This is a genomic window from Pseudomonas sp. rhizo66 (assembly GCF_031931925.1).
Classification (GTDB): domain Bacteria; phylum Pseudomonadota; class Gammaproteobacteria; order Pseudomonadales; family Pseudomonadaceae; genus Aquipseudomonas.
The window spans coordinates 201,474-223,716 of the sequence record NZ_JAUJWZ010000002.1 but is presented as its reverse complement, the minus strand read 5'-3'; the positions used below and the strand labels follow the sequence as shown (position 1 = coordinate 223,716).

Annotated in this window: 15 protein-coding genes; 9 read left to right on the top strand and 6 right to left on the bottom strand. The window is 60.0% G+C overall.

Annotation, left to right across the window (positions count from 1 at the left end; translation table 11 throughout):
* Positions 1–139 precede the first annotated feature (139 nt).
* A complete protein-coding gene (locus QZR14_RS03015; protein ID WP_311995867.1) occupies positions 140–4,744 on the top strand; it encodes a dermonecrotic toxin domain-containing protein in 4,605 nt (1,534 codons plus the stop codon).
* Here QZR14_RS03015 and pdxR read toward each other — a convergent pair.
* Positions 4,701–6,254 carry a MocR-like pyridoxine biosynthesis transcription factor PdxR gene (pdxR, locus tag QZR14_RS03010; protein ID WP_311995866.1) on the bottom strand — a complete coding sequence of 518 codons (1,554 nt, stop codon included), beginning with the start codon at positions 6,252–6,254 and terminating at the stop codon, positions 4,701–4,703. The two genes, QZR14_RS03015 and pdxR, sit on opposite strands and share 44 nt — an antisense overlap.
* Positions 6,255–6,346: 92 nt before the next feature.
* Between pdxR and QZR14_RS03005 the strand changes: the two genes are divergently transcribed.
* The 3 genes from QZR14_RS03005 to QZR14_RS02995 are packed head-to-tail and all read left to right on the top strand — an operon-like array spanning position 6,347 to position 8,111.
* On the top strand, positions 6,347–6,970 hold the full coding sequence (locus tag QZR14_RS03005; RefSeq protein WP_311995865.1) for an FMN-binding negative transcriptional regulator: 624 nt from the start codon (positions 6,347–6,349) through the stop codon (positions 6,968–6,970).
* A gap of 10 nt (positions 6,971–6,980) precedes the next feature.
* Positions 6,981–7,427, top strand: a complete 447-nt coding sequence (locus QZR14_RS03000; protein WP_250605622.1) for a GNAT family N-acetyltransferase — start codon at positions 6,981–6,983, stop codon at positions 7,425–7,427.
* 12 nt (positions 7,428–7,439) lie between these two features.
* On the top strand, positions 7,440–8,111 hold the full coding sequence (locus QZR14_RS02995) for a GNAT family N-acetyltransferase (RefSeq protein WP_250605621.1): 672 nt from the start codon (positions 7,440–7,442) through the stop codon (positions 8,109–8,111).
* A 97-nt stretch (positions 8,112–8,208) separates the two neighbouring features.
* On the opposite strand, the gene QZR14_RS02990 is transcribed toward QZR14_RS02995, so the two are convergent.
* Entirely contained in the window at positions 8,209–9,108 is a 900-nt protein-coding gene (locus tag QZR14_RS02990; protein WP_311995864.1) for a homocysteine S-methyltransferase family protein, read from the bottom strand.
* Between the two features lie 113 nt (positions 9,109–9,221).
* On the opposite strand from QZR14_RS02990, the gene QZR14_RS02985 reads away from it, so the two are divergent.
* The 4 genes from QZR14_RS02985 (at position 9,222) to QZR14_RS02970 (ending at position 16,396) form a co-directional block, all read left to right on the top strand.
* Positions 9,222–10,043 carry an ABC transporter substrate-binding protein gene (locus QZR14_RS02985; protein ID WP_064389623.1) on the top strand — a complete coding sequence of 274 codons (822 nt, stop codon included), beginning with the start codon at positions 9,222–9,224 and terminating at the stop codon, positions 10,041–10,043.
* Complete coding sequence (locus tag QZR14_RS02980; RefSeq protein WP_311995863.1) at positions 10,040–10,879, top strand: amino acid ABC transporter permease; 840 nt, start codon at positions 10,040–10,042, stop codon at positions 10,877–10,879. The genes QZR14_RS02985 and QZR14_RS02980 overlap by 4 nt, the downstream gene beginning before the upstream one ends.
* Before the next feature lie 81 nt (positions 10,880–10,960).
* A complete protein-coding gene (locus QZR14_RS02975; RefSeq protein ID WP_311995862.1) occupies positions 10,961–13,918 on the top strand; it encodes an autotransporter outer membrane beta-barrel domain-containing protein in 2,958 nt (985 codons plus the stop codon).
* Positions 13,919–14,116: 198 nt separating this feature from the next.
* On the top strand, positions 14,117–16,396 hold the full coding sequence (locus QZR14_RS02970; RefSeq protein ID WP_442967371.1) for an autotransporter outer membrane beta-barrel domain-containing protein: 2,280 nt from the start codon (positions 14,117–14,119) through the stop codon (positions 16,394–16,396).
* Between the two features lie 183 nt (positions 16,397–16,579).
* Here the strand turns inward: QZR14_RS02970 and oadA are convergent, their stop codons facing one another.
* Positions 16,580–18,388, bottom strand: coding sequence for a sodium-extruding oxaloacetate decarboxylase subunit alpha (gene oadA / locus QZR14_RS02965; protein WP_311995860.1), 1,809 nt, complete (start codon positions 18,386–18,388; stop codon positions 16,580–16,582).
* 11 nt (positions 18,389–18,399) lie between these two features.
* On the bottom strand, positions 18,400–19,815 hold the full coding sequence (locus QZR14_RS02960) for an acetyl-CoA carboxylase biotin carboxylase subunit (RefSeq protein WP_025112637.1): 1,416 nt from the start codon (positions 19,813–19,815) through the stop codon (positions 18,400–18,402).
* A 189-nt stretch (positions 19,816–20,004) separates the two neighbouring features.
* Between QZR14_RS02960 and QZR14_RS02955 the strand changes: the two genes are divergently transcribed.
* On the top strand, positions 20,005–20,967 hold the full coding sequence (locus QZR14_RS02955; RefSeq protein ID WP_250605615.1) for a LysR family transcriptional regulator: 963 nt from the start codon (positions 20,005–20,007) through the stop codon (positions 20,965–20,967).
* Here the strand turns inward: QZR14_RS02955 and QZR14_RS02950 are convergent.
* Positions 20,909–21,112 carry a PA3496 family putative envelope integrity protein gene (locus QZR14_RS02950; protein WP_123454772.1) on the bottom strand — a complete coding sequence of 68 codons (204 nt, stop codon included), beginning with the start codon at positions 21,110–21,112 and terminating at the stop codon, positions 20,909–20,911. The two genes, QZR14_RS02955 and QZR14_RS02950, sit on opposite strands and share 59 nt — an antisense overlap.
* Before the next feature lie 182 nt (positions 21,113–21,294).
* A complete protein-coding gene (gene hexR, locus QZR14_RS02945) occupies positions 21,295–22,161 on the bottom strand; it encodes a transcriptional regulator HexR (protein ID WP_007962240.1) in 867 nt (288 codons plus the stop codon).
* Positions 22,162–22,243: the final 82 nt, after the last annotated feature.

Sequence of the window (22,243 nt, the reverse complement as noted above, 5' to 3'; positions counted from 1 at the left end):
CCACACGCATAAAACCAGACCCGCCCGTGCGGGTCTTTTTTTGCCCGTAATACCTATGTACCGCACGCCTCCCGCTGGCCGCCGCTACCGTGCTCGAAACCGTCGCCCTTGGGCGCGCCCATCAGAGCAGGAGTTGCCCATGCCCGAAATACCCTCGCCCAGTGCCATCGATGTCGTGACCCAACTGGTGACCGGCCCTTCGCTGCGCGAAGTCGCCTCGAAAACGCTGCGCCCGGCGCTCAGGAAGTTGTACCCCGACCTCGATCTCGACCCGCTATTGGCCATGGTCGTGAGACCGACCTGGGTCATTGAGGATGATCAGGTCGTCCCCGGCCGCCACCTCATCGAATCGCTGACCGACACACTGGTACGTCTGGGTCTTTCCGGCACCACCGTGGCGTATCTCGACGGTGAGCATTATCTGACCCTGCAGCCCGACCTGCCGTCAGCCATCCAGTTACCGGTGAAAATCAGCGCGATCGGCAAACTGCTCAATGAGCTGGCGCCGTTGCTGTTCACTGCCTTCAAGGAACATCAGGTCCATTACTGGGACGAATTCACCTACCCGGGTCAACCGCGCTGGCAGCAGTTGTCACAGGCCTTGCACAACTTGTGGAAGGTCGATGCGAGTCATGGCTGGGATGCCGACCAGCGCGCCATGGTCGAAGCGGTGTACAAGCATCCCGAGAAACATCAGCGACTGCCCACCGACAGATACAAGACACGTACCTGCCTGATTGATCTTGATCGCGGCGAGGGCGATCAACAAAGCCACGTGACCCTGCTCGATACCGCCGTGCTGATCGGCACCAGCGGCAAGCGCACGCTGGTCATGACCCATTCGGTGATCCACGGATTCGAGAGCTTTGAATCACTGGAAAAACTCGGAGAAGCCCTGCCCCGTCGTTACTGGAAAGGCGCCTCCGGGGCCGGTTTGCAATGGCGACTGGTGGAACCGCAGGGCCATTTCTTCGACTACCAGGCCTGCACGCTGATCGCACTGGAAGCCGAAGCGCTGGGGGCCATCAATTTCTTTCAGGGCTCGAACGCCACCGAGCTGTACCCGCACACCGGAACCGGCGGCGATCCGCGCACACCGACACCGCGCCTCAAACCTCATTTCGAGGGCCTGCGGCCGATGCTGCCGGCCTGGCTCGATAACGCCTCCCCCGCAGACCAGACCCGTTACAGCCGGCATTTGCTGGACCTGACCACGGTGCAGCATGAGAACAAGGGAAAATCATTCCAGAACGAAGTCATCAGTCTGCAAGCGTTTGCCCGCGATGCATTGCAACGACTGATCGCCAAGGATCATCCACAGGCCGGCGAGGTAAGGATCGATGACATCGAAATCAGCATCACCAGTCTGGTGGTCTGGGGCACATTCGTCTTGCCGGGCAATACCCAGACCCAGACGCTGTCACTCATTGAACTGGCATTGCAGAACCTCGCGGGACAACCGGCAGGCAACAAAATCGTACGTTACAAGAATGGCGGTGTGTTGCCTGAGTGGATGACCGCCAGCTATCTGGAACAACTGGTGACCCGCGTCGATATCGGCAAGACCTACCCGGCGCACCTGAAAAACCTGCTGATCGACGAAAGCGAACAGGCCTCGACGCTACAGGGGCTTTACACCAGCCAGTTGCCCATCGAACTGCCGCTGCTGGCGTTGCAGCACAAAATACAGGGCAAGGCCGGCATCACCGACCAGGGTTACCGCTATGTCGTTGCGGCACTGGCCAGCACTGACGATGAGCGTCATGTCGATCGCAACGAAATCGTTATTCGCCCGCTGGCGTTCCTCGCCCATCGCAGCGGTTCACGGGCGGACACCGTCATGAACATGTTCGTCATTGGTCCGCGCGAAGTCGATAAAGGACCGTGCGTGCTCTATCGACCGCTGTTCGAAACGCCGTTGATGCAATTCCCCTCGCACGCCAACTTGCTGTACGAGATCCAGCATTCACGCGATCTGCGCGAATCGATCCTGGCCTGGTTGCCGGACGATGTGCGCTTCAACTACAGCCAGTTCGTCTTCACCGCCCGACTGCCTTCGGTCTGGACGATCCCGCAATTGCTGGTGAATCCGTTCACCGCCCTCGACATGTCCGGCCCTGTCGCACTGGCAACTGCTGCGATTGGTTACGATGTACTGGCGACTCTGCATAACAGCAATGTGCAAGCGGTCATTACCCAGGCTGACCGCCAATCGGTCTCTGATGCAGAAGCACGCTGGGCCACCCTTAAACACGGCGGCTGGCTGATGTTCAACGCGGCTTTACCGTTCCTGGGGCGCAGCGTCGGCACGGCGGCGTGGATCTGGCAGATGATGGACGACCTGCAGGAAATCAGCGACGTCGCTAATGAGCAACCGGGCAAGATGGCCTGGACAGCCCTCGCTGACATGCTGCTGGCGTTGGGCATGGTGCTCGCTCATCGCGCAGCGGTGGGCGACAAGCCACGCAGCGAGCCGATCCCTGTGGAAGAACCGACACCCACCGTCACAACCGACCTCGTTGTCAGCAAACCGCTGCAATTGCCGGACATTTCCAGCACCGAGCTGCCCATCGCGCATGAGATGGTGGTCAACCCTTTTACCGCACTGAAACGATCTCCGGTCGCGCTGGCAGCGCTGCTCGACGGTTTGCAGATCGCCAAACCCAAAGACATCGGCGACGCCGCCAGAGAGGGCACGCACCAGCACCTCTACGCTCATCAGAACAAATGGTACGCCCCCGTGGGCACGCGCTGGTTTGAGGTGGTGATCAATGAACACGATCAAGTGCAGATCATCGACTCGCGCCAGCAATTGCCGCGTAACGGCCCGCCACTGGCGCGCACTGCCAACGGCCAATGGGTGGTCGACCTTCGATTGCGCTTGCGCGGTGGCGGACTCGACAGCGCTCTCGAGAACGCTCAAAGCGCCAACAAACCTCATGCCAGGCAACTGACCGCCGAAATCAGTGCGTTCGACGCAACGATGGAAGCCAAGAGCATTCAACGTGACGCCGACCACGACAACTTCAATGCAGCGCTCGCGCCAGCACGCGCACAGGCGCGCGAGCAATACCTGACGACGCTCGATTCACAGCACAAGGCGTACGGTGCGAACATTGAGCAGATCAAGGAGTTGAACCAAATGGAGCCCATTCCCAACTACCGCACCGTCATGATTCAACGGCTGCAGATGCAGCTGTTTCTTGGGCAGGAATGGCTCGACCTGCATGCCACGGAGTTCGACGCCAACCTGAGCATAATGAAGGTAATGCTTGCCAATGAAGCCGGCTTCGCACCACAGGCGTTTGTGCGGATCTTCGAAGAAATGACCGAACAGACCCAAGCCATCATTGAAAAAACGGAGTTGGCGCAGAGCCGTTTTGACGAACTGAAGTTGTTGGGGAAAAAAGCTGTCGAGGTCGTGCACACCTATCGCAACTCGTTGCCTGAATATGATCTGAACGACCTCAAACTCTTGCAGATCAGTCTCGGCCAGGAGATCTGCATCAAGGCCGGTGCAACAGCGAACACCGCCAATGCCTATCGGACACTGGCCAATCTCATCGAAGACGCTGCGCTGAGCATCCAGAGCACGCTGAATCTGACCGCGGATGAAAGCCTCGACAACCTACGCGAACGCACGGCTGTCCTGAGCAACGTGGCCGAACGATTTTCCGCCATCGATCAACGCTTTGGCGATCTGCTCATCGATTATCCCGAGCAGATCAATACCGCACGACTTGAGCATGTGCGCAACCGGGTGATCGCGTTCAAGGTCCGCACAGATGAAAAATTGGTCGAGCTGCTGCGCTACAAGCACTTGCTGGAGCAAGAGCCCGGGACTTCCAGATCCCGACCTGCATCATCTTCGACGCGGCGGATCATCAAAACCAAGTCCAGAGGCACGGTGGTCGGCGAACGGAAACAGCGCATCAAAGGTCAGGACGCCGACCAGGTAGAGGTGCGAACCACCCTGACCGGGGTCATCGCCACATTCCAGGAAGAGTCACCCGGTGTTTGGGTGGAACAGCGCAAGACCCAACCCAAACCGGCCAAGGCCAGCCCCACGCTCAATACCAGCATTCGTGAAGGCCAGGCCCTGATCGATGGCTTGGCGGCGTTCCATCGACGGATCGAGGCTCAGCTCAAACGAGGGCGGCGGATACCGGTCGAAGTCGAGGAGGAATACCACAGACATGCCGCTGCCTTGCGCGAAGCCAATGCGGCTCTCGATGAAGCCCTGACCGCGAGCAATCTGACTGCGGACCTCAAAAAACCCACCGAAGAACTCGGGCACAAGCTTGATCAGGCCGCTAACGCCCTCGACGAAAAAGGTACCAGCACCCGCATCAGACTGATCAAGCAACAGCCGCCGAGTGCGGCGGGGGTCCAATGGCTCAAAGACAAAGGTGAAGTGAAGATCACTCAAACCATCACCCGTCGCCGGCTCAAAGGTCGTACAAAAGATTTTCTAGACGAGTACGAAGTACGCGATACCCACACCGGCAAGGTGCTGTGTTACGCCCATTTCCACTACAACAGTGCCGACGCTTCCGCCGCTTCGTTCACCGCCGGGCATATGAAAACAGTTGCGCAACGACACTTGGGCGGCTCCTACGAACCGAGCAATCTCAGCAGTACGCAGCTCATCGAAATCCATCGCAGCGAGGTTTCCCGGCAGTCAGCCGAGCGTCTGTTCTTCACGCCTGCCAAACCTGCCGCAAGCGCTTCAGCGCCGCTGTAATGTCAGGTTCAGGGACGGCCGCAAAGCCCAGGACCAGCCCGGCGCGCTGGTCCGACGCTGTCGTGGAGTCCGGCAGCCAGTAACGGCTCAAGCCGTTGATCTCGACGTCGACGCCAGCCGCTTGCGCAATCAATTGCTGCTCACGCTCGATGCTGTCCACGGCCACGGTCAGGTGCAGCCCCGCCGAGACAGCGGGCAAATCGCCCACCCCGTCGAGGACGGTCGGCCAACCCTCGAGCAGGGTATTGCGGCGGCTCAGGGCGGCGCGGCGCATGCGCCGGATATGCCGCTGGAAATGCCCGGCTGCCATGAACTCGGCCATCACCGCTTGGGTACTCACCTCGGAATGGCGGACATCCACTGCCCGGCGTTGCGAGAAGGCATCCACCAGCGCCGGGGGCAGCACCAGATAACCGAGGCGCAATGCCGGAAAGGCAACCTTGCCGAAGGTGCCGACATACAGAACTCGCCCCTGTCGATCGAGTGCCGCCAACGGCGCCAGCGGTGCACCGGTGTAGCGGTATTCGCCATCGTAGTCATCCTCGACAATCCAGCCTTGGTTGCGCTCGGCCCAGGCAAGCAACTCAAGGCGCCGGGCAAGGCTCATCACTACGCCGGTCGGGTACTGATGAGAGGGCGTCACATAGACCACTCGACAATCGTGGGTGGCCGACAGCGCCGAGCAGTCCATGCCCTCTTCGTCCACCGCAATACCATGCAAACGACCTCCCGCCACCGCGAACGCATGACCGGCCGCGCGGTAGCCCGGATTCTCGATTGCCACGCCATCGCCGGGCTCCACCAGCAACTGTGCACAAAGGCTGATGCCTTGTTGGGCGCCGCTGGTGATCACAATTTGTTCAGCCGAACACTGCATGCCACGCGAACTGCGCAAGTAGGCGGCGATCATCGCGCGCAAACGCGCATCGCCAGACGGATCGCCATAGCACAATTGCTCCAGATCCGGTTTGCGCCAGAAAGCCGCATTCAGCTTGGCCCACACCTCAAACGGGAACAGATCAAACGCTGGAACCCCGACCCGAAAAGCGCGCGGTGGACCACTCGGCGGTCTGGGTAAATGGTTGTTTTCGATGCGGGAAAAACCACCACTGTGGATAACTTTACTGGATGGAATCACAGGTAAATCCAGCCAATTTGTGGATAAGTCTGTGGGTAAGCCTGTTGAAAACCCTGTGGATACTTTTGTGGATAGTTTTTCTGACGAGGTCCCTGCCGGCATCAACTGTGCGACGTAGGTCCCGTCCCCTACTCGCCCTTCGATAAAGCCTTCGGCATACAGTTGATCGTAGGCGCGCACGACGCTGTTGCGCGAAATCCCCAACGCCGCCGCCAGATCGCGACTGGCCGGCAACCGTGTGCCACTTGCCAGCCGTCCATCCAGTACGCGCAGGCGCAAAGCCTGATACAGCTGACGGCTCAAACCCTGGCGTCGATCAAGCTCGATTCCGGCAGGGTTGAAGGGCATGGATAGCGGCGGCGACTCGGGCATGACAATGGACCTATGAAATTGGTCATCAATGGCTCTTACAACAGACCAATAGCCTGCCTACGATGCTGGCATTCGCCAAGGAAAATCTGTCCATGTACACGCCACGCGCCTTTGCCATCGAAGACCTGTCCCAACTGCACGAACTGATCCTCGCTACTCGTCTCGCCATTCTGGTGACCCATGGCGAAAGCGGCCTGCAGGCCAGTCATGTACCGGTGCTGCTGCATTGCGAACAAGGCGAGTACGGCACGCTGTACGGGCACCTGGCCCGCGCCAACCCACAGTGGAAAGACCTGCGCGACGGCGCCGAAGCGATGCTGATCTTTGCCGGCGCCGATGCCTATGTCAGCCCGGGCTTTTACCCGAGCAAAGCCGAACACGGCAAAGTCGTGCCGACCTGGAACTACATCGCCGTGCATGCCTATGGCCACGCCGAAACCTTCAGCGATGGCGGGCGCCTGCTCGACATCGTCTGCACCCTCACCGACCGCCATGAAGCCGGCCGCGCACAGCCGTGGGCAGTCGCCGATGCGCCCGCCGACTACATCGACGGCATGCTCAAAGCGATCGTCGGATTTGCCATTCCCATCGACCGTCTCGAAGGCAAGCGCAAGCTCAGCCAGAACCGCAGCGCCGAAGACATTGCCGGCGTGCGCGAAGGCCTGGCCGCCAGCCCGGAAATCAATGATCAAACCCTCGCCCGACTGATGCGCTAAGGAAATCACCATGAGTCAGATCGATATTCGCCCGGTCAGCGTCGACGACCACGCCGCGTGGTTGCCGCTGTGGCAGGCCTATCTGCGTTTCTACAACACCGAGCTGCCAGAAGCGGTGACGGAAAGCACCTGGCAGCGCTTTCTCGACCCGAACGAACCAACGCACGCCGCCCTCGCCTGGTCCGATGGCAAAGCGGTGGGCATGGTGCATTACATCTACCATCGCTCGAACTGGAGTATTGAAAACTCCTGCTACCTGCAAGACTTGCTGGTTGCGCCAGAAACTCGCGGCACTGGCGTCGGCCGTCTGCTGATCGAACACGTTTACGCCACGGCCAAGGCTGACGGCTGCTGCAAAGTGCACTGGCTGACCCACGAAACCAACGCCACCGCGATCCAGCTCTATGAGCGCATCGCCGAACGCCCGGGCTTCATCCAGTTTCGCAAAGCCCTTTAAGGAGACGCACGCATGACCGCTTCACTCGCTGACTGGAAAGGCGTCCCCGCCCCCACTGCCACATTGCTTGAAGGGCGTTTCATTCGTCTGGAAAGACTCGACCCGGCGCGCCACGGTGACCAGCTGTTCGCCGCCCTCGAAGGCCCCGGTGCCGACCCGAAACTCTGGGATTATCTGCCCTATGGCCCATTCCCGGAGCGCACAGCGTTCGACGCATGGCTGAACAACCACGCGGCGGCCAGCGACCCGTATTTCTTCAGCGTCGTTGATCGCGCCAGCGGTCAGGTGCAAGGCATCCTCAGCCTGATGTCGATTGTCCCGGCCCAGGGCCGCATCGAAATCGGTCACGTCACCTTCGGCGCGCCGATGCAACGCTCGCCGAGAAGCACCGAAGCGGTGTACCTGTTGGCCAGATATTCCTTCGACCTCGGCTACCGTCGCCTCGAATGGAAATGCAACAACGGCAACGCCCGCTCCAAGTACGCCGCCGAGCGTTTGGGTTTCAGCTTTGAGGGTGTGTTTCGCCAGCATATGGTGGTCAAAGGGCAGAACCGCGACACCGCGTGGTACTCGATTCTGGATGGCGAGTGGCCGGCAATTGCGGCAGGTTTCGAGCGGTGGCTGTCGGATGAAAATCAGACGCCCGACGGGCAGGTGAAAGGTTTGGTCGAGTGCCGTTCCTGATTATCTGAAAAGCAAAAGATCGCAGCCTGCGGCAGCTCCTACACGGGATTGACGTTGACCCTGGAGCTGCCAAAGGCTGCGATCTTTTGATCTATTTTCAGCCCAGCTTTTGCGCCAGCACCGCAATGTGCTCCGGCCCGATCCCGCAGCAACCGCCCAAATGGCTGGCACCGCGCTGCTGCCAGTCAATCGCCCAGTGCAAGTAACCCGGCGGATCCAGGTCATCGCGCAACGGATCGAGTCCGTCATTGGCGGTTGCCTCTTTTGGCTGCGGCGGAAACGCATTGGCATAGGCGCCAAGGTGAATGTTCACCCCCAGACGCTCGAAGGTGTCACGCGCGGCATCAATCGCGGCACCGATCACTTCCGGCTGACTGCAATTGAACAACAATGTCTCGACGCCCAACTCGGCCGCCACTGCAGCGGCTTCGGCGACGGGCTCACCAGAGCGCAGGCGCGGCACTTCATCAGTGTCCTCGTCCTTCAAGGTGAACGACAACCAGAACGGTTTGCCATCCTTCGGCAACCCGGCGCGAATGGCGCGCGCCTCGACGATCGAACTCTGGGTTTCCGCCAGCCACAGATCAACGTGCGGTGCCAGGCCATCGACCAAGGGCGCCAGCAACTCGGTCACTCGCTCGGCGTTGAACAGATCCGGACGATAGGAGCCAAACAGCGGCGGCAATGAGCCGGCCACTCGCACGGATTTCCCCGAGGCCTGCACCGCACGCCGCGCCAGCTCACCGGCCAATGCTGCCAGCGCCTGCCCTTCAGCGGCGAAACGCTCTTCGCCAATATGGAACGGCACCACGGCGTAACTGTTGGTGGTAATCACGTTGGCGCCACTGGCGATATAAGCGGCATGTACCGCCTCGACCGCTTGCGGCGCCTCGCTCAACGCCAGCGCTGACCACTCCGGTTGACGAAATGGCGCCCCGGCGCGCTGCAACTCACGGCCCATGCCGCCATCGAGAATAATCGTGCTTCCTGCGCCCATATGCTTTTCACTCATATGCTTATGAAAATAACTCACTATCAGAGTCGTTCTTATAACTATTTAATACGCACCATCCGGTTAATAACAACCTCTTTTTTGCTCAGGGATCGACTGTGAAATTTCAACCGCTACTGGCCTTGGGCCTGACCATTCTGGCCGCCTCCACGCAAGCCTTTGGTGGCACTACGCTGGACCGTATCGAGCAAAAGAAAGAACTGGTTGGCGTACTGATGGAAAGCTATCCGCCGTTCTCGTTTCTCAATGACCAAAACCAGCTCGATGGCTTCGACGTGGATGTCGCCAAAGCCGTGGCTGACAAGTTAGGCGTCAAGTTGCGACTCGAAACGCCGTCGTGGGACGTCATTGCCGCCGGCCGCTGGAGCGGGCGCTACGACATCTGCATCTGCTCGATGACACCGAGCAAGGCCCGCGCCGAAGTGTTCGATTTCCCGGTCGAGTACTACGCCTCGCCGGCAGTGATTGTGGTCAACGCCAAGGATGAGCGGATCCACGCTGCCAAAGATCTGAGCGGCAAAAAAGTCGGCCTCACCAGCGCGTCCAGTTACGAAAGCTATCTGAACAAGAACCTGGTCATCGAAGGCGCCGAAGACACGCAGTTGCAGTATCCGTTCGACGATGTGCAGATCGCGCCGTATGACACCGACAACGTCGCCTTCCAGGATTTGGGTCTGGGCGCCGGCGTGCGCCTGGATGCCATCCTCACCAACCTCGTCACCGCGCAACCACGCCTTAACGAGGACAAACGCTTCAAACTGGCGGGGGCGCCGTTGTATTCGGAACCGAATTCGGTGGCCATCGAAAAGGGTGACGCGCAATGGGATGCCAAAGTTCGCGAGGTGTTCGCGCAACTGAAACAGGACGGCACCCTGAGCAAGCTGTCGCAAAAATGGATCGGTGCTGATATCAGCCAATGACTTCTTTCCCGACACCTCCACAGCCACCGCAACCGGTGGCTGAATCACGCCTGCAACGCTTGTTCGGTTTTCGTACGCGGCTGTACCTGACGTGGGCAGCGCTGTTCTGTCTGTTCGCCGGGTTCTTCCTGAGCTTCGACCTGAAGTTCTCGATCATCCTCGACAAACTGCCGAATCTGGTCGGCCTGCACCTCGCGCCCAACGGCTTTTTGCAGGGTGCGGCGCTGACGCTTTTCCTGTGTATGTGCTCGATTGTTGCCTCGTCCCTGCTGGGCTTCGTCACGGCATTGGCGCGGCTGTCGAAAAGCGCCGTGGCGTTCGGCATCGCCAGTTTTTACACCTCGTTCTTTCGCGGCACGCCACTGCTCATCCAGATCCTGCTGATCTACCTGGGCTTGCCGCAACTGGGCATCGTGCCTGGCGCCATCGTCGCGGGCATCATTGCCCTGTCGTTGAACTACGGCGCCTATCTCAGCGAAATCTTCCGCGCCGGCATCCTCGGTGTCGACCACGGCCAGCGCGAAGCTTCACTGGCCTTGGGAATGCGCGAGACGGTGATTTTCTGGCGCATCACCCTGCCGCAAGCCATGCGCACGATCATCCCGCCCACGACCAACCAGTTCATCTCGATGCTCAAGGACTCGTCACTGATTTCGGTGATGGGGGTCTGGGAAGTGATGTTTCTCGCCCAGTCCTACGGACGCTCAAGCTACCGCTACATCGAAATGCTGACGACGGCGGCGATCATTTACTGGCTGATGTCGATTGGCCTGGAGTTGATTCAAGCGCGCATGGAGCGGCATTACGGTAAGGCTTACGTGCGTCGTGATCAGTGACTCATCACCTCAAAGACATCATTCTGTAAAAACCCTTCGCTATACAGGACGGCCCGCTTATAACAAAAAGGCCGTCCACCCATGCCGTTCCCGCCTCAGCGTCTGTCTCTCGCCATTGCCCTATTGATCACCGCTACGTCGGCAAACGCTAAAACCGTGCAGATCGACACCGCCACCACTGCAGCGCAAACCCTGGGTGGCAGCGACACGTTGACGATTTCCGCGCCGGGCAGCATCACCAACAGCGGCAAGGCCGTGAGCCTGAAAGACAAGACCAGCGGTGCCGGTGTGGTGATCGACAACGCCGGCAAAATCGTTTCCAGCGGTGGCCGGGCCATCGACAGCAGTGGCGACCTGACCCAGGCGCGCAACTACACGATTTACAACCGCAGCGGCGGGCAGATTCTCGGTGCCAACGACGCGCTGCGTATCGACAGCAACTTTGTCAGCGGCAGCCTGTTGATCGACAACAGCGGCGTGATTCGCTCCACCACCGGCCAGGGACTGGATCTCGATGCGCTGCGCAGTGACGGCGTGAAGACCACCATTATCAACCGCGTCGGCGGGCTGATTCGCGGCGACGCCAGCGACGGCATGAAGACCGGCGCGAATGCGACGATCAGCAACTATGGCGAGATTTCGTCCGGCGATTCGCACAATACCGACGAGAAGTTCGACGGCATCGATATCGATTCTGCAAGCGGTGTCAGCGTGACCAACTACGGGGTGATTTCCGGCGGCCGGCATGGCATCACCACCGATCTTGGCGCGACGCTGACCAACTACGGGCAGATTACTGGCCGCAACGGTTCCGGCTTCGGTTCCGACGGCGATGGCACGGTGATCAACCACGGCACCATCACCGGGGCCTACTCAGGCTTGCAAGCGAACGGTGACGGCGACGGTGTCGACATCGACAAGATTGCCCATATCGAAAACTACGGGACCATTCAGGGCGTCGGTGCGGGCGGTGTGGACAAGGGCGGTTTCGCCAACGGCAGCGAAGGTATCGCGCTGGGTGGCGGCTACATTCTCAACGCCAGCGGCGCGCTGATCAGCGGGGCTGACAGCGCCATTCTGGTCGACGATGGCAGTGGCGGTTCGGGGCTGGCGGCGACCACCCTGGAAAACTTCGGCACCATTCAAGGCCTCAACGGTTTCGGCGTGAAGTTCGTCGGTGATTTCGCCGACAACGTCATCAACGGCGGCACGATCAGCGGCAGCAATGGCCTGGCGCTGGATCTGGGCGGCGGTAACGACAGCCTGACCTTGCGCAACGGCAGTCGCTTTGTCGGCGTGGTGGATGGCGGCAGCGGTTACGACCGGGTGGTGATGGATGACGCGGCCGGTGGCAGCTTCGGCGCCAGTCGCAATTTCGAATGGCTGGAGGTCAAGCAAGGCGCGTGGACGCTGACCGGACATGATGATTTCAGCGACGGCGGCGCGGTGCGCAACGGCGCCACCCTGATCAACCAAGGCAGCATCGCTGGCAACCTGAGCGTGGATGCCGGCGGTGTGTATGCCGGTGGCGGTTCGGTGGGCAATCTGAACGTCAACGGCACGTTGCGCACCGACACCAGCCTCGGCCGCGCCACGATCGTTCGTGATTTGAACATGGGCAGCGCAGCCACCCTCGCCTATGGCGTCAACGCCGACGGCAGCAGCGCGCCGGTACAGGTCGGCGGCATCGCCAACCTCAACGGCGCAACGCTCGCCGTCAATCCCGGCATTGGCACCTATCCCTGGCAGAGCCACTACACGGTGCTGCAAGCGGCGCAGGTCAACGGCACCTTCGGCAAGGTCAGCAGCGACTATGCGTTCCTGACGCCGACCCTCGCCTACACGCCGACGCAGGTCGATCTGACCTACACCCGCAATGACGTAGCGTTCAATGCGTTCGCCACGTCCGGCAACGGCAGCAACGCCGCCAACAGCCTCGCCTCGATCGGCAAAGACAACGCCTTGTACAACGCCTTGCTCAATACCAGCCAAAGCAGTGCGGGTGCGGCGATCGAACAACTGGCCGGCACCAGCAACGCCAACCTGACCAGCGCCACCCTCGGCGCCAGCAGTCAGGTCGGCAGCAGCATGCTCTCGGCAATGCAGCAAATGGGCGTCAGCCCGGGACTGCTGGTCGGCCTTGATCAGCGCGACACACCCGTACTGGCAGCCAATGGCGTGCCGTCCGAGGCGCGCAATCTGAATGATCCGAATGCTCGCGGGCGCCTCTGGCTGCAAGGCATCGGCGGCTACGGCAAGCTCGATGGCGAACACGGCAGCAGTGGTCTCGAACAACGCACCAAGGGCAGCGTGCTGGGCGCCGACTGGTCACTGAACCCGGCATGGCGCCTGGGCGTACTGGGCGGCTATTCGAAAACCGATCTGGACGCGACCGGCGTCGACGGCAACGTCGAGAGCTGGCACGCCGGTGTCTATGCATTGCATCAGAACGGCCCGATGTCGCTGCGTCTGGGCGCGGCGTACAGCGGCCATCAGGGTGAAAGCAAACGCACCATCGCCTTCAATGGTTTCAGCGACCGCCCCAAAGGCGATTACGACGCCGACAGTCAGCAAGCCTTCGCCGAACTCGGCTACGCCATGGGCAGCGGCCGCCTCAGCGCCGAGCCGTTCGCCAGCCTCGGCTATCAGCGCTACCACCGCGACCGCTACCAGGAAAAGGGTGGCGCCGCCGCGCTGCAAGTCGACAGCCAGACCCAGGACAACTTCAGCAGCACCTTCGGCCTGCGCCTGGCGCACCTGAACAGCCTGGACAACGGCATGAGCGTGACCCCGCGCATGGCTGCTGGCTGGAAACACACCTATGGCGATGTCAGCAGCTCCACGCGCCAGGCGTTCGTGACCGGCGGCACAGCGTTCAGTGTCGATGGCAGCTCGCTGGATCGCGACAGCCTGGTGCTGGAGGCCGGGCTGGATGTGGGAATCTCGGCGCGGCATACCTTGGGTGTGGGATACAGCGGTGAGATCGGCAGTAATAGCCGCAATCACGGTCTGATCGGGCAGTGGCAGATGAGTTTTTGAGGTTGAACAGTCGGCGGGGTCTTGATTGAGTGTAGGAAACGGCACTGCTGAAGCCGAGTAAAACTTCGGGTTCAAGATCACACGGTCATTTTCTACAAAACGATGCGATGTCGCCTGCAAGCCTGCGGGAAGCAGCCGACATCGGATTTTTCGGTGCATCAATAGAGTTGGGTCTCCTGCTAACAGAGGCTCGATTCAATGCCCGCTCAACACATCTGCAAACCGAAACATCTGGCTTTGGCGATTGCACTGGCAATCGGCTGTGTAGAAACCTCGCTAGCGCAACAACCCGAATCACCCGTCGCTGCAGAAACAGAAGACAGCAAGCCGCGAAAAAAAACTCGCGCCCCCAAAACAGTGGCTCCGGCTATTCCAGATAACGTGATGGAACCGATCGAAGACCTCTTTGCGGTGGAGGAATTTATCGGACCGCTCGAACACTCTGCACCGTTCCTCAGGAGTCTTGGAAAGCCCGCCGTCGCAACGGTGAATTTTGACGATGCTTTCTACGCGGATCTGGAATTTCCCGAGATCGTCATGGAAGAACACGATGACCAGGAGTTTGACCTCGTCGATCCCTTTGATCGGGACATGCATGCCTACACAACGGCAATTTCGTTTCTTTCCAGTCCGGTTGAGAGCGTCGGTGGTGTGTCCCTGCAACTGGGCGAAGGAGACGATTTACTGGTGATCAACAACGGCGCCCGCTGGAGTGGACGCCTGGACGGCGGCGCTGGCATCAACGGCCTGCAACTGAACGGAACCGAGGGCGGTGAAATTGGTGAGACGCGCAATTTTTCAAGTCTGCGTGTCGCCCGTGGCCTATGGACGCTCAGCCATGAATTTGCTGGTGACGCAGACGTCAAGTCGGGGGCGGCACTGGTCAACTATGGCTCGATCGGAGGGGTAACCGTAGACAAGGGGGCGGTATTCGGTGGTTCCGGCCACGTTGCCAACTTATACGTCGGCGGATCATTGGTGGCGTCCCGGGCGCATGGAGCGCCGAGAATCCAGGGTGATCTGGAGTTCGCTAAGGACGCAGTATTTTCCTATGGCGTCTCTACTGATGGTGGGTCAGACCCCGTAATGGTCGAAGGCACCGCAACCTTGGGAGGCGCTCAGGTTCAGGTTCACGGGATGCCCGGAAATTACGCGGACAACACGGAGCACTTGATTCTGACCGCCGACATGATTGAAGGAGAATTCGGCGAGGTCACCACCAACCTCGCCTACATGATTCCGACGCTGTCCTATGAAGAACAAAGGGTGAACCTCAATTACACCCGCAGTGATGTAGCGCTCGCAGTACTTGCCAAGACCCGCAATGGACGTTCAGTCGCCAGTAGTATTGTCGAACCGACGGCGCGCGCAGCAACAGTACCTGCACGCACTGACGCTGCCGACAAACCGGCAACATCTCAAACAACAAAGCCTTCAAACACCGCCGTCGCGGCATTGCTGACCAGCGACAAAACCTCCGCACCGGTCGCCCTCGAACAACTCGCCGCCGGCAGCAATGCCAATCTCGCCAAAGCCACCCTGAGCAGCATCACTCCGGTGAGCGCGAGCATGCTTTCGGCCATGCAGCAGCTGAATAGCCGTTACGGCTCGGCTTACAGTTCCGGCACCTCGCCGCGTCAGGCTGCCGGCGCTGCCGATTCCGGGCGAGTGTGGATTCAGGCGCTCGGTCATGGCGGCAAGGTCGACCGCGACTTCGACAGTACCCTCAAACACGCCACCCAAGGTCTGGTCATGGGCGCGGACTGGCGGCTCAACGAGCAATGGCATGTCGGCCTGATCGGCGGTAAATCGCAGACCCGACTCGACGCCCGCCAATATGAGGGTGATCTCGACAGCTGGCATCTTGGCGCCTATGCCGTGCGCCAGGACGGACCGATCTCACTGCGTCTCGGGGCGACCTACGCCAGCCATGACGGCGACAGCAAACGTCGCGTGGCCTTCAACGGTTTCAGTGATCGCCTCAAGGGCAATTACGACGCCAACACCCAACAGGCCTTTGCCGAACTGGCGGTCAATATTGGCCGACACAACGCGACGCTCGAGCCGTTTGCCAGTGTTGGCTATCAGCGCTATCAGCGCGACAGCTACAGTGAAAAAGGTGGGGATGCGGCGCTGAACGTCTTCGGACAAACCCGCGACAACCTCAGCAGCACCTTTGGCCTGCGTACGGCAAAAATCAGTCGGCTGGATAACGGCATGACGCTGACACCGCGATTCAGTGCCGGCTGGAAACACACCTTTGGCGAGATCGAAAGCGACACCCGCCAGCAACTGGTCAAGGGCGGAAAACGCTTTGAAATTGCCGGTGCGGCGCTGGATCGAAACAGCCTGTCCGTGGACGCCGGCCTCGACCTAGGGCTGTCAGCCAATCACATGATCGGTGTTGGTCTCACCGGTGAAATGGCCACTGACAGCCGCACTCACGGCGTGATGGGCCAATGGCGCATGGAGTTTTAACTGACACAACATTTTCTGTAGGAGCTGCCGAAGGCTGCGATCTTTTGATCTTTGTTTTTATTAACCCAAAACAACATCAAAAGATCGCAGCCTTCGGCAGCTCCTACAGGTGAAAAATTCAGACAAAAAAAAGGGGAGCACATGCCCCCCCGAGGTTTAAAGCGTTGGTTCGCGGCGGTTATCTCAGCCTTCGATCTCGATCAGAATTTCACCCGGATTCACCCGATCACCCTTGGCCACATGAATCGCGGTGACCTTGCCGGCAACCGCAGCCTGGACTTCGGTTTCCATCTTCATCGCTTCGGTGATCAGCACAGCCTGGCCGGCCTTGACGGTGTCGCCCTCCTTGACCAGGACATCGACGATGTTGCCCGGCATGGTGGTGCTGACGTGGCCCGGTGCCGACGCCTGCTTGCGTTTGCTGCTACCGCCGCTGACAAATTCGTTGAGCGGTTCGAACACCACTTCTTCCGGCATGCCATCGATGGACAGGTAGAAGTGACGCTTGCCTTCGGCCTTCACGCCGACGCCCGTGATGTCGACGCGGTAGGTTTCGCCGTGGACGTCGATGACGAACTCGGTCGGCACGCCTTCGCCGCCCGCCGAGGCGACCCTGCCGGCTTCAGGAATCGGCAGCAGCACTTCCGGGGTGAGGGTACCGGCGGCACGCTCTTCGAGGAACTTGCGACCGATGTCCGGGAACATGGCGAAAGTCAGCACGTCTTCTTCCGACTTGGCCAAAGCGCCGATGTCAGCACGCAGCTTGGTCATTTCCGGCTTGAGCAGATCGGCCGGACGCACGTCGATGACTTCTTCACTGCCGATGGCCTGGCGACGCAGCTTCTCGTTAACCACGCCCGGCGCCTTGCCGTAGCCGCCCTGCAGGTAAAGCTTCACTTCGTTGGTGATGGTCTTGTAGCGCTCACCGGCCAGCACGTTGAAGAACGCCTGGGTGCCAACGATCTGCGAGGTCGGGGTCACCAGCGGCGGGAAGCCGAGGTCTTCACGCACCCGTGGGATTTCCGCGAGCACTTCGGCCATGCGGTTGAGGGCGCCCTGCTCTTTCAACTGGTTGGCGAGGTTGGAAATCATCCCGCCCGGCACCTGGTTGACTTGCACACGGGTGTCGACGGCGGTGAATTCGCTCTCGAACTGGTGGTACTTCTTGCGCACGGCGTAAAAATACAGACCGATTTCTTGCAGAAGTTCCAGGTTCAGGCCGGTGTCGTACTCGGTGCCCTTGAGCGCTGCGACCATCGACTCGGTGCCTGGGTGGCTGGTGCCCGAGGCAAAACTGGAGATCGCGGTGTCGATGTGGTCAGCGCCGTTTTCGATCGCCTTGAGCTGGCACATGGTCGCCAGACCGGCCGTGTCGTGGGAGTGGATGAACACCGGCAGCGATTGCTCGGCTTTCAACGCGCGAACCAGTTCGCCAGTGGCGTACGGGGTCAGCAGACCGGCCATGTCCTTGATCGCCACCGAGTCGCAACCCATGGCTTCCATTTGTTTGGCCTGAGTCACGAAGGCGTCGATGGTGTGCACCGGGCTGGTGGTGTAAGCGATGGTGCCTTGGGCATGTTTGCCGGCAGCCTTGACCGCCTCGATCGCCACGCGCAGGTTACGCATGTCGTTCATCGCGTCGAAGATACGGAAGACGTCGATGCCGTTTACTGCAGCTTTGGCGACGAAGGCTTTGACCACGTCGTCGCTGTAGTGGCGGTAGCCCAACAGGTTCTGCCCGCGCAGGAGCATTTGCAGGCGCGTATTAGGCAGCGCCGCACGCAGCTGGCGCAGACGCTCCCACGGGTCTTCTTTCAGAAACCGTACGCAAGCGTCGAATGTCGCCCCGCCCCAGCACTCCAGCGACCAGTAGCCGACTTTGTCGAGCTTGTCGCAGATCGGCAGCATGTCTTCGGTGCGCATGCGGGTGGCGAGCAGCGATTGGTGAGCGTCGCGCAGGATGGTGTCGGTGACAAAGATCTTCTTGGACATTGTTGTATTCCTCACAGGCCTGCGTGGGCGGCGATGGCGGCGGCGATGGCCAGGGCCAGCTCTTCGGGTTTGCGCTTGATCGAGTAATTGGTCAGTTCAGGGTGGCTTTCAACGAAGCTGGTATTGAACTGGCCGCTACGGAATTCCGGGTTGCGCAGGATTTCCTGGTAGTACGCGGCGGTGGTCTTCACCCCCTGCAGACGCATGTCGTCGAGGGCGCGCAGGCCACGATCCATTGCCTCTTCCCAGGTCAGTGCCCAGACCACCAGCTTCAGACACATCGAGTCGTAGAACGGTGGAATGGTGTAGCCGGTGTAGATCGCCGTGTCGGTGCGCACGCCCGGACCGCCGGGGGCGTAGTAACGGGTGATCTTGCCGAAGCTCGGCAGGAAGTTGTTTTTCGGGTCTTCGGCGTTGATGCGGAACTGCAACGCAAAACCCCGGTGCTGAATGTCTTCCTGCTTCACCGACAGCGGCAGGCCGGAGGCGATGCGAATCTGTTCGCGGACGATGTCGATCCCGGTGATTTCTTCGGTGATGGTGTGTTCCACCTGCACCCGGGTGTTCATCTCCATGAAGTACACCTCGCCCTCGGCGAGCAGGAACTCGACGGTGCCGGCGTTCTCGTAACCCACAGCCTTGGCCGCGCGTACCGAGAGGTCGCCGATGTAGGCGCGCTGTTCCGGGGTCAGTTGCGGGCTCGGGGCGATCTCGATCAGCTTCTGGTTGCGGCGCTGGATCGAGCAATCACGCTCGAACAGGTGCACGACGTTGCCGAAGCTGTCGCCGAGGATCTGCGCTTCGATGTGCTTGGGGTTGACGATGCATTTTTCCAGGAACACTTCCGCCGAACCGAAGGCTTTGGTCGCTTCGGAAATCACCCGAGGGAAATTCTGTTCAAGTTCTTCGCGGCTGTTGCAGCGACGGATACCGCGACCGCCACCACCGGAGGTGGCTTTGAGCATCACCGGGTAACCGATGCGGTCGCCTTCGGCCAAGGCTTCTTCGATGTCGGCGACATTGCCTTCGGTGCCCGGCGTCACCGGTACGCCCGCCTTGATCATGCTGCGGCGCGCTTCGGTCTTGTCGCCCATGCGGCGAATGACTTCTGCCGACGGGCCGATGAATTTGATTCCGCGCTCGGCGCAGATGTCGGCCAGTTCGGCATTTTCCGAAAGGAAACCGTAACCGGGGTGCAGTGCATCGCAACCGGTTTCCACCGCCAGGTTCACCAGCTTGCGCGGGTTCAGGTAACCGGCCAGTGGCTCGGCACCGATGCTGTGAGCCTCGTCCGCACGCTTCACATGCAAGGCATGGCGGTCGGCGTCGGAAAAAATCGCAACCGAGCGAATGCCCATTTCGGCGCAGGCTCGTACGATTCGTACGGCAATCTCACCACGGTTGGCGATCAGGATCTTTGTTATCACTTGGAGGTTCCCTTGAGCCGGTAGCACCACGACCTGCTAGACCAGGTCGACGCGTGACCAAATGTTTCAATTTGGTCGCAGGTCCACACTAGCGCTCATGAGGGATTAACAAAAATGAATAAAAATTGGGTCATGCATAAGTAAAGACTTATAGTTGAGTGATCAGCCTGCCGTCAGAGCCTATAAGAAATGCGTAAGTCCCTGATGCGTATGACATTGCGTCAATTGCAGATCTTCAACGAAGTGTGTGATTTACGCTCTTACAGCCGCGCCGCCGAGGAAATGTCCCTCACCCAACCGGCCGTCAGCCTACAGATTCGTCAGCTCGAAGAGCTGATCGGCCAGCCATTATTCGATTATGTCGGCAAAAAACTCTATATGACCGAGGCCGCCGAAGCCCTTCAGCGCGCCAGTCGGGACATCTTCGGGCGGCTGGAAAACCTCGATATGCAGCTGTCGGACATGCAGGGGTCGCTGCAAGGTCAGCTGAAACTCGCGGTGGAATCCAGCGCCAAATACTTCGTGCCGCATCTGTTCGCCGCGTTCAAGCGCCAGCACCCGGAAGTGAATCTGCAACTGACGGTGGTCAACCGTGGCCAAGTGATTCGACGGCTGTCGGACAACCGCGACGATCTGGTGATCATGTCGATGGTGCCGCAGGACATGGGCCTGGAATTCCTGCCCTTCCTCAACAACCCGATTGTTGCCGTGGCGCGCCCGGATCACCCGTTGGCGCACATGGGGCCACTGCGCCTGCAAGATCTTGAGCCTTACACGCTGCTGATCCGCGAACCGGGTTCAGGTACCCGACTGGCGTGCGAAGAGTACTTCAAAGAGAAACGCGTGCACTTCACCCAGACTCAGGAAGTGGCCTCAGCCGAAGCTCAGCGTGAATGCGTGCAGGCGGGGCTGGGCCTGGCGCTGTTGACGCGCCACGCCCTGAACCTGGAGCTGGCGACCGGCGGACTCGTCGAACTGCCGGTCGAAGAATTGCCACTGTTCCGTAGCTGGTGCCTGGTACAAGCCAAAGCCAAGCGCTTGTCACCGGTGGCACACGCCTTCCTGGCGTTTATCCGCAGCGAACGGGTGCAGATCAGCGCGCTGGTTGAGCGCTTCGACGGGAAGTTGCGGGAGCCGCCTGCCAGTGGTTGATCTCGGGAAAATCGCCGATTTCGGCTTGAAGCTGGCGAAGTTCGAAGCGATCTTCGATTGCGCGGCGAAACTCCATGCGGCGCTGGTCTTCCTGCTGACGACGGGTTTTCGCGGCGCTGTTGCGTTCTTCGTAGGGCTGAGCCATTTCGATTCTCCCAAGGCGAGTACGGGAGTTTCACGATAGGCGGGAGGGATGACGGTTTGGCTTCTTCGGGGTTACAAACTGATGAAGGTTTACTTCGAAAAGCAAAAATCGCAGCCTTCGGCAGCTCCTACATTGGAATGCATTTCCCCGTAGGAGCTGCCGAAGGCTGCGATCTTTTGATCTTAGTCATCGAGGGCTTTCACGGCTTTCGGCGACAAGCGCAAGCTGCGCAGACTGCGCTTCACGCTCTTGAGGTGATTGACCAGACTCGGCCCGCGCGCCATCGCTACGCCCATCGCCAGCACATCGATTACCACCAGATGCGCGATACGCGAAGTCAGCGGCGTATAGATCTCGGTGTCTTCGTGTACATCGATTGCCAGATTGACCGTCGACAGTTCGGCCAACGGCGTCTGGCTCGGGCACAAGGTAATCAGCGAAGCGCCGCTCTCACGCACCAGATTGGCGGTGATCAGCAGATCCTTGGAACGCCCCGACTGAGAAATGCAGATCGCCACATCGGTCGGCTTCAACGTCACTGCCGACATTGCCTGCATGTGCGGATCGGAATACGCCGCCGCCGTCAGCAGCAACCGGAAGAACTTGTGCTGCGCGTCCGCCGCCACAGCGCCCGACGCACCGAAGCCGTAGAACTCGACCCGCTGCGCCTGCGACATCAACGTCACCGCGCGCTGCAACTCCACCGGATCGAGCTTCTCGCGAACCTCCATCAAGGTGTGCAATGTGGTATCGAAAATCTTCAGGCTGTAATCGGCGACCGAGTCGTCTTCATGGATCGCGAACTGGCCGAAGCTGGCACCGGCGGCCAGGCTTTGCGCCAGTTTGAGCTTGAGATCCTGGAAGCCGGAGCAACCAATGGCGCGACAGAAGCGCACGATGGTCGGCTCACTGATGCCAACGCTGTGGGCCAGGTCGGCCATGGAACTGTGCATCACTGCCGCAGGGTCAAGCAGCACGTGGTCGGCGACCTTGAGCTCCGACTTGCGTAACAGGTGACGTGACTGGGCGATGTGTTGCAGCAGATTCAAGGGGCTGGACTCTTCTTATGGGCAAGGATGTAGCACGCTTGTAGTTATACTACATGAATTGGCTTTTTGCCTGCTCAATGCG

Coding starts and splice junctions, on each gene's coding strand:
- QZR14_RS03015 (WP_311995867.1), top strand. CDS start 140: ATGCCCGAAATACCCTCGCCCAGTGCCATCGATGTCGTGACCCAACTG.
- pdxR (WP_311995866.1), bottom strand. CDS start 6,254: ATGCCCGAGTCGCCGCCGCTATCCATGCCCTTCAACCCTGCCGGAATC.
- QZR14_RS03005 (WP_311995865.1), top strand. CDS start 6,347: ATGTACACGCCACGCGCCTTTGCCATCGAAGACCTGTCCCAACTGCAC.
- QZR14_RS03000 (WP_250605622.1), top strand. CDS start 6,981: ATGAGTCAGATCGATATTCGCCCGGTCAGCGTCGACGACCACGCCGCG.
- QZR14_RS02995 (WP_250605621.1), top strand. CDS start 7,440: ATGACCGCTTCACTCGCTGACTGGAAAGGCGTCCCCGCCCCCACTGCC.
- QZR14_RS02990 (WP_311995864.1), bottom strand. CDS start 9,108: ATGGGCGCAGGAAGCACGATTATTCTCGATGGCGGCATGGGCCGTGAG.
- QZR14_RS02980 (WP_311995863.1), top strand. CDS start 10,040: ATGACTTCTTTCCCGACACCTCCACAGCCACCGCAACCGGTGGCTGAA.
- QZR14_RS02975 (WP_311995862.1), top strand. CDS start 10,961: ATGCCGTTCCCGCCTCAGCGTCTGTCTCTCGCCATTGCCCTATTGATC.
- QZR14_RS02970 (WP_442967371.1), top strand. CDS start 14,117: ATGCCCGCTCAACACATCTGCAAACCGAAACATCTGGCTTTGGCGATT.
- oadA (WP_311995860.1), bottom strand. CDS start 18,388: ATGTCCAAGAAGATCTTTGTCACCGACACCATCCTGCGCGACGCTCAC.
- QZR14_RS02955 (WP_250605615.1), top strand. CDS start 20,005: ATGCGTAAGTCCCTGATGCGTATGACATTGCGTCAATTGCAGATCTTC.
- QZR14_RS02950 (WP_123454772.1), bottom strand. CDS start 21,112: ATGGCTCAGCCCTACGAAGAACGCAACAGCGCCGCGAAAACCCGTCGT.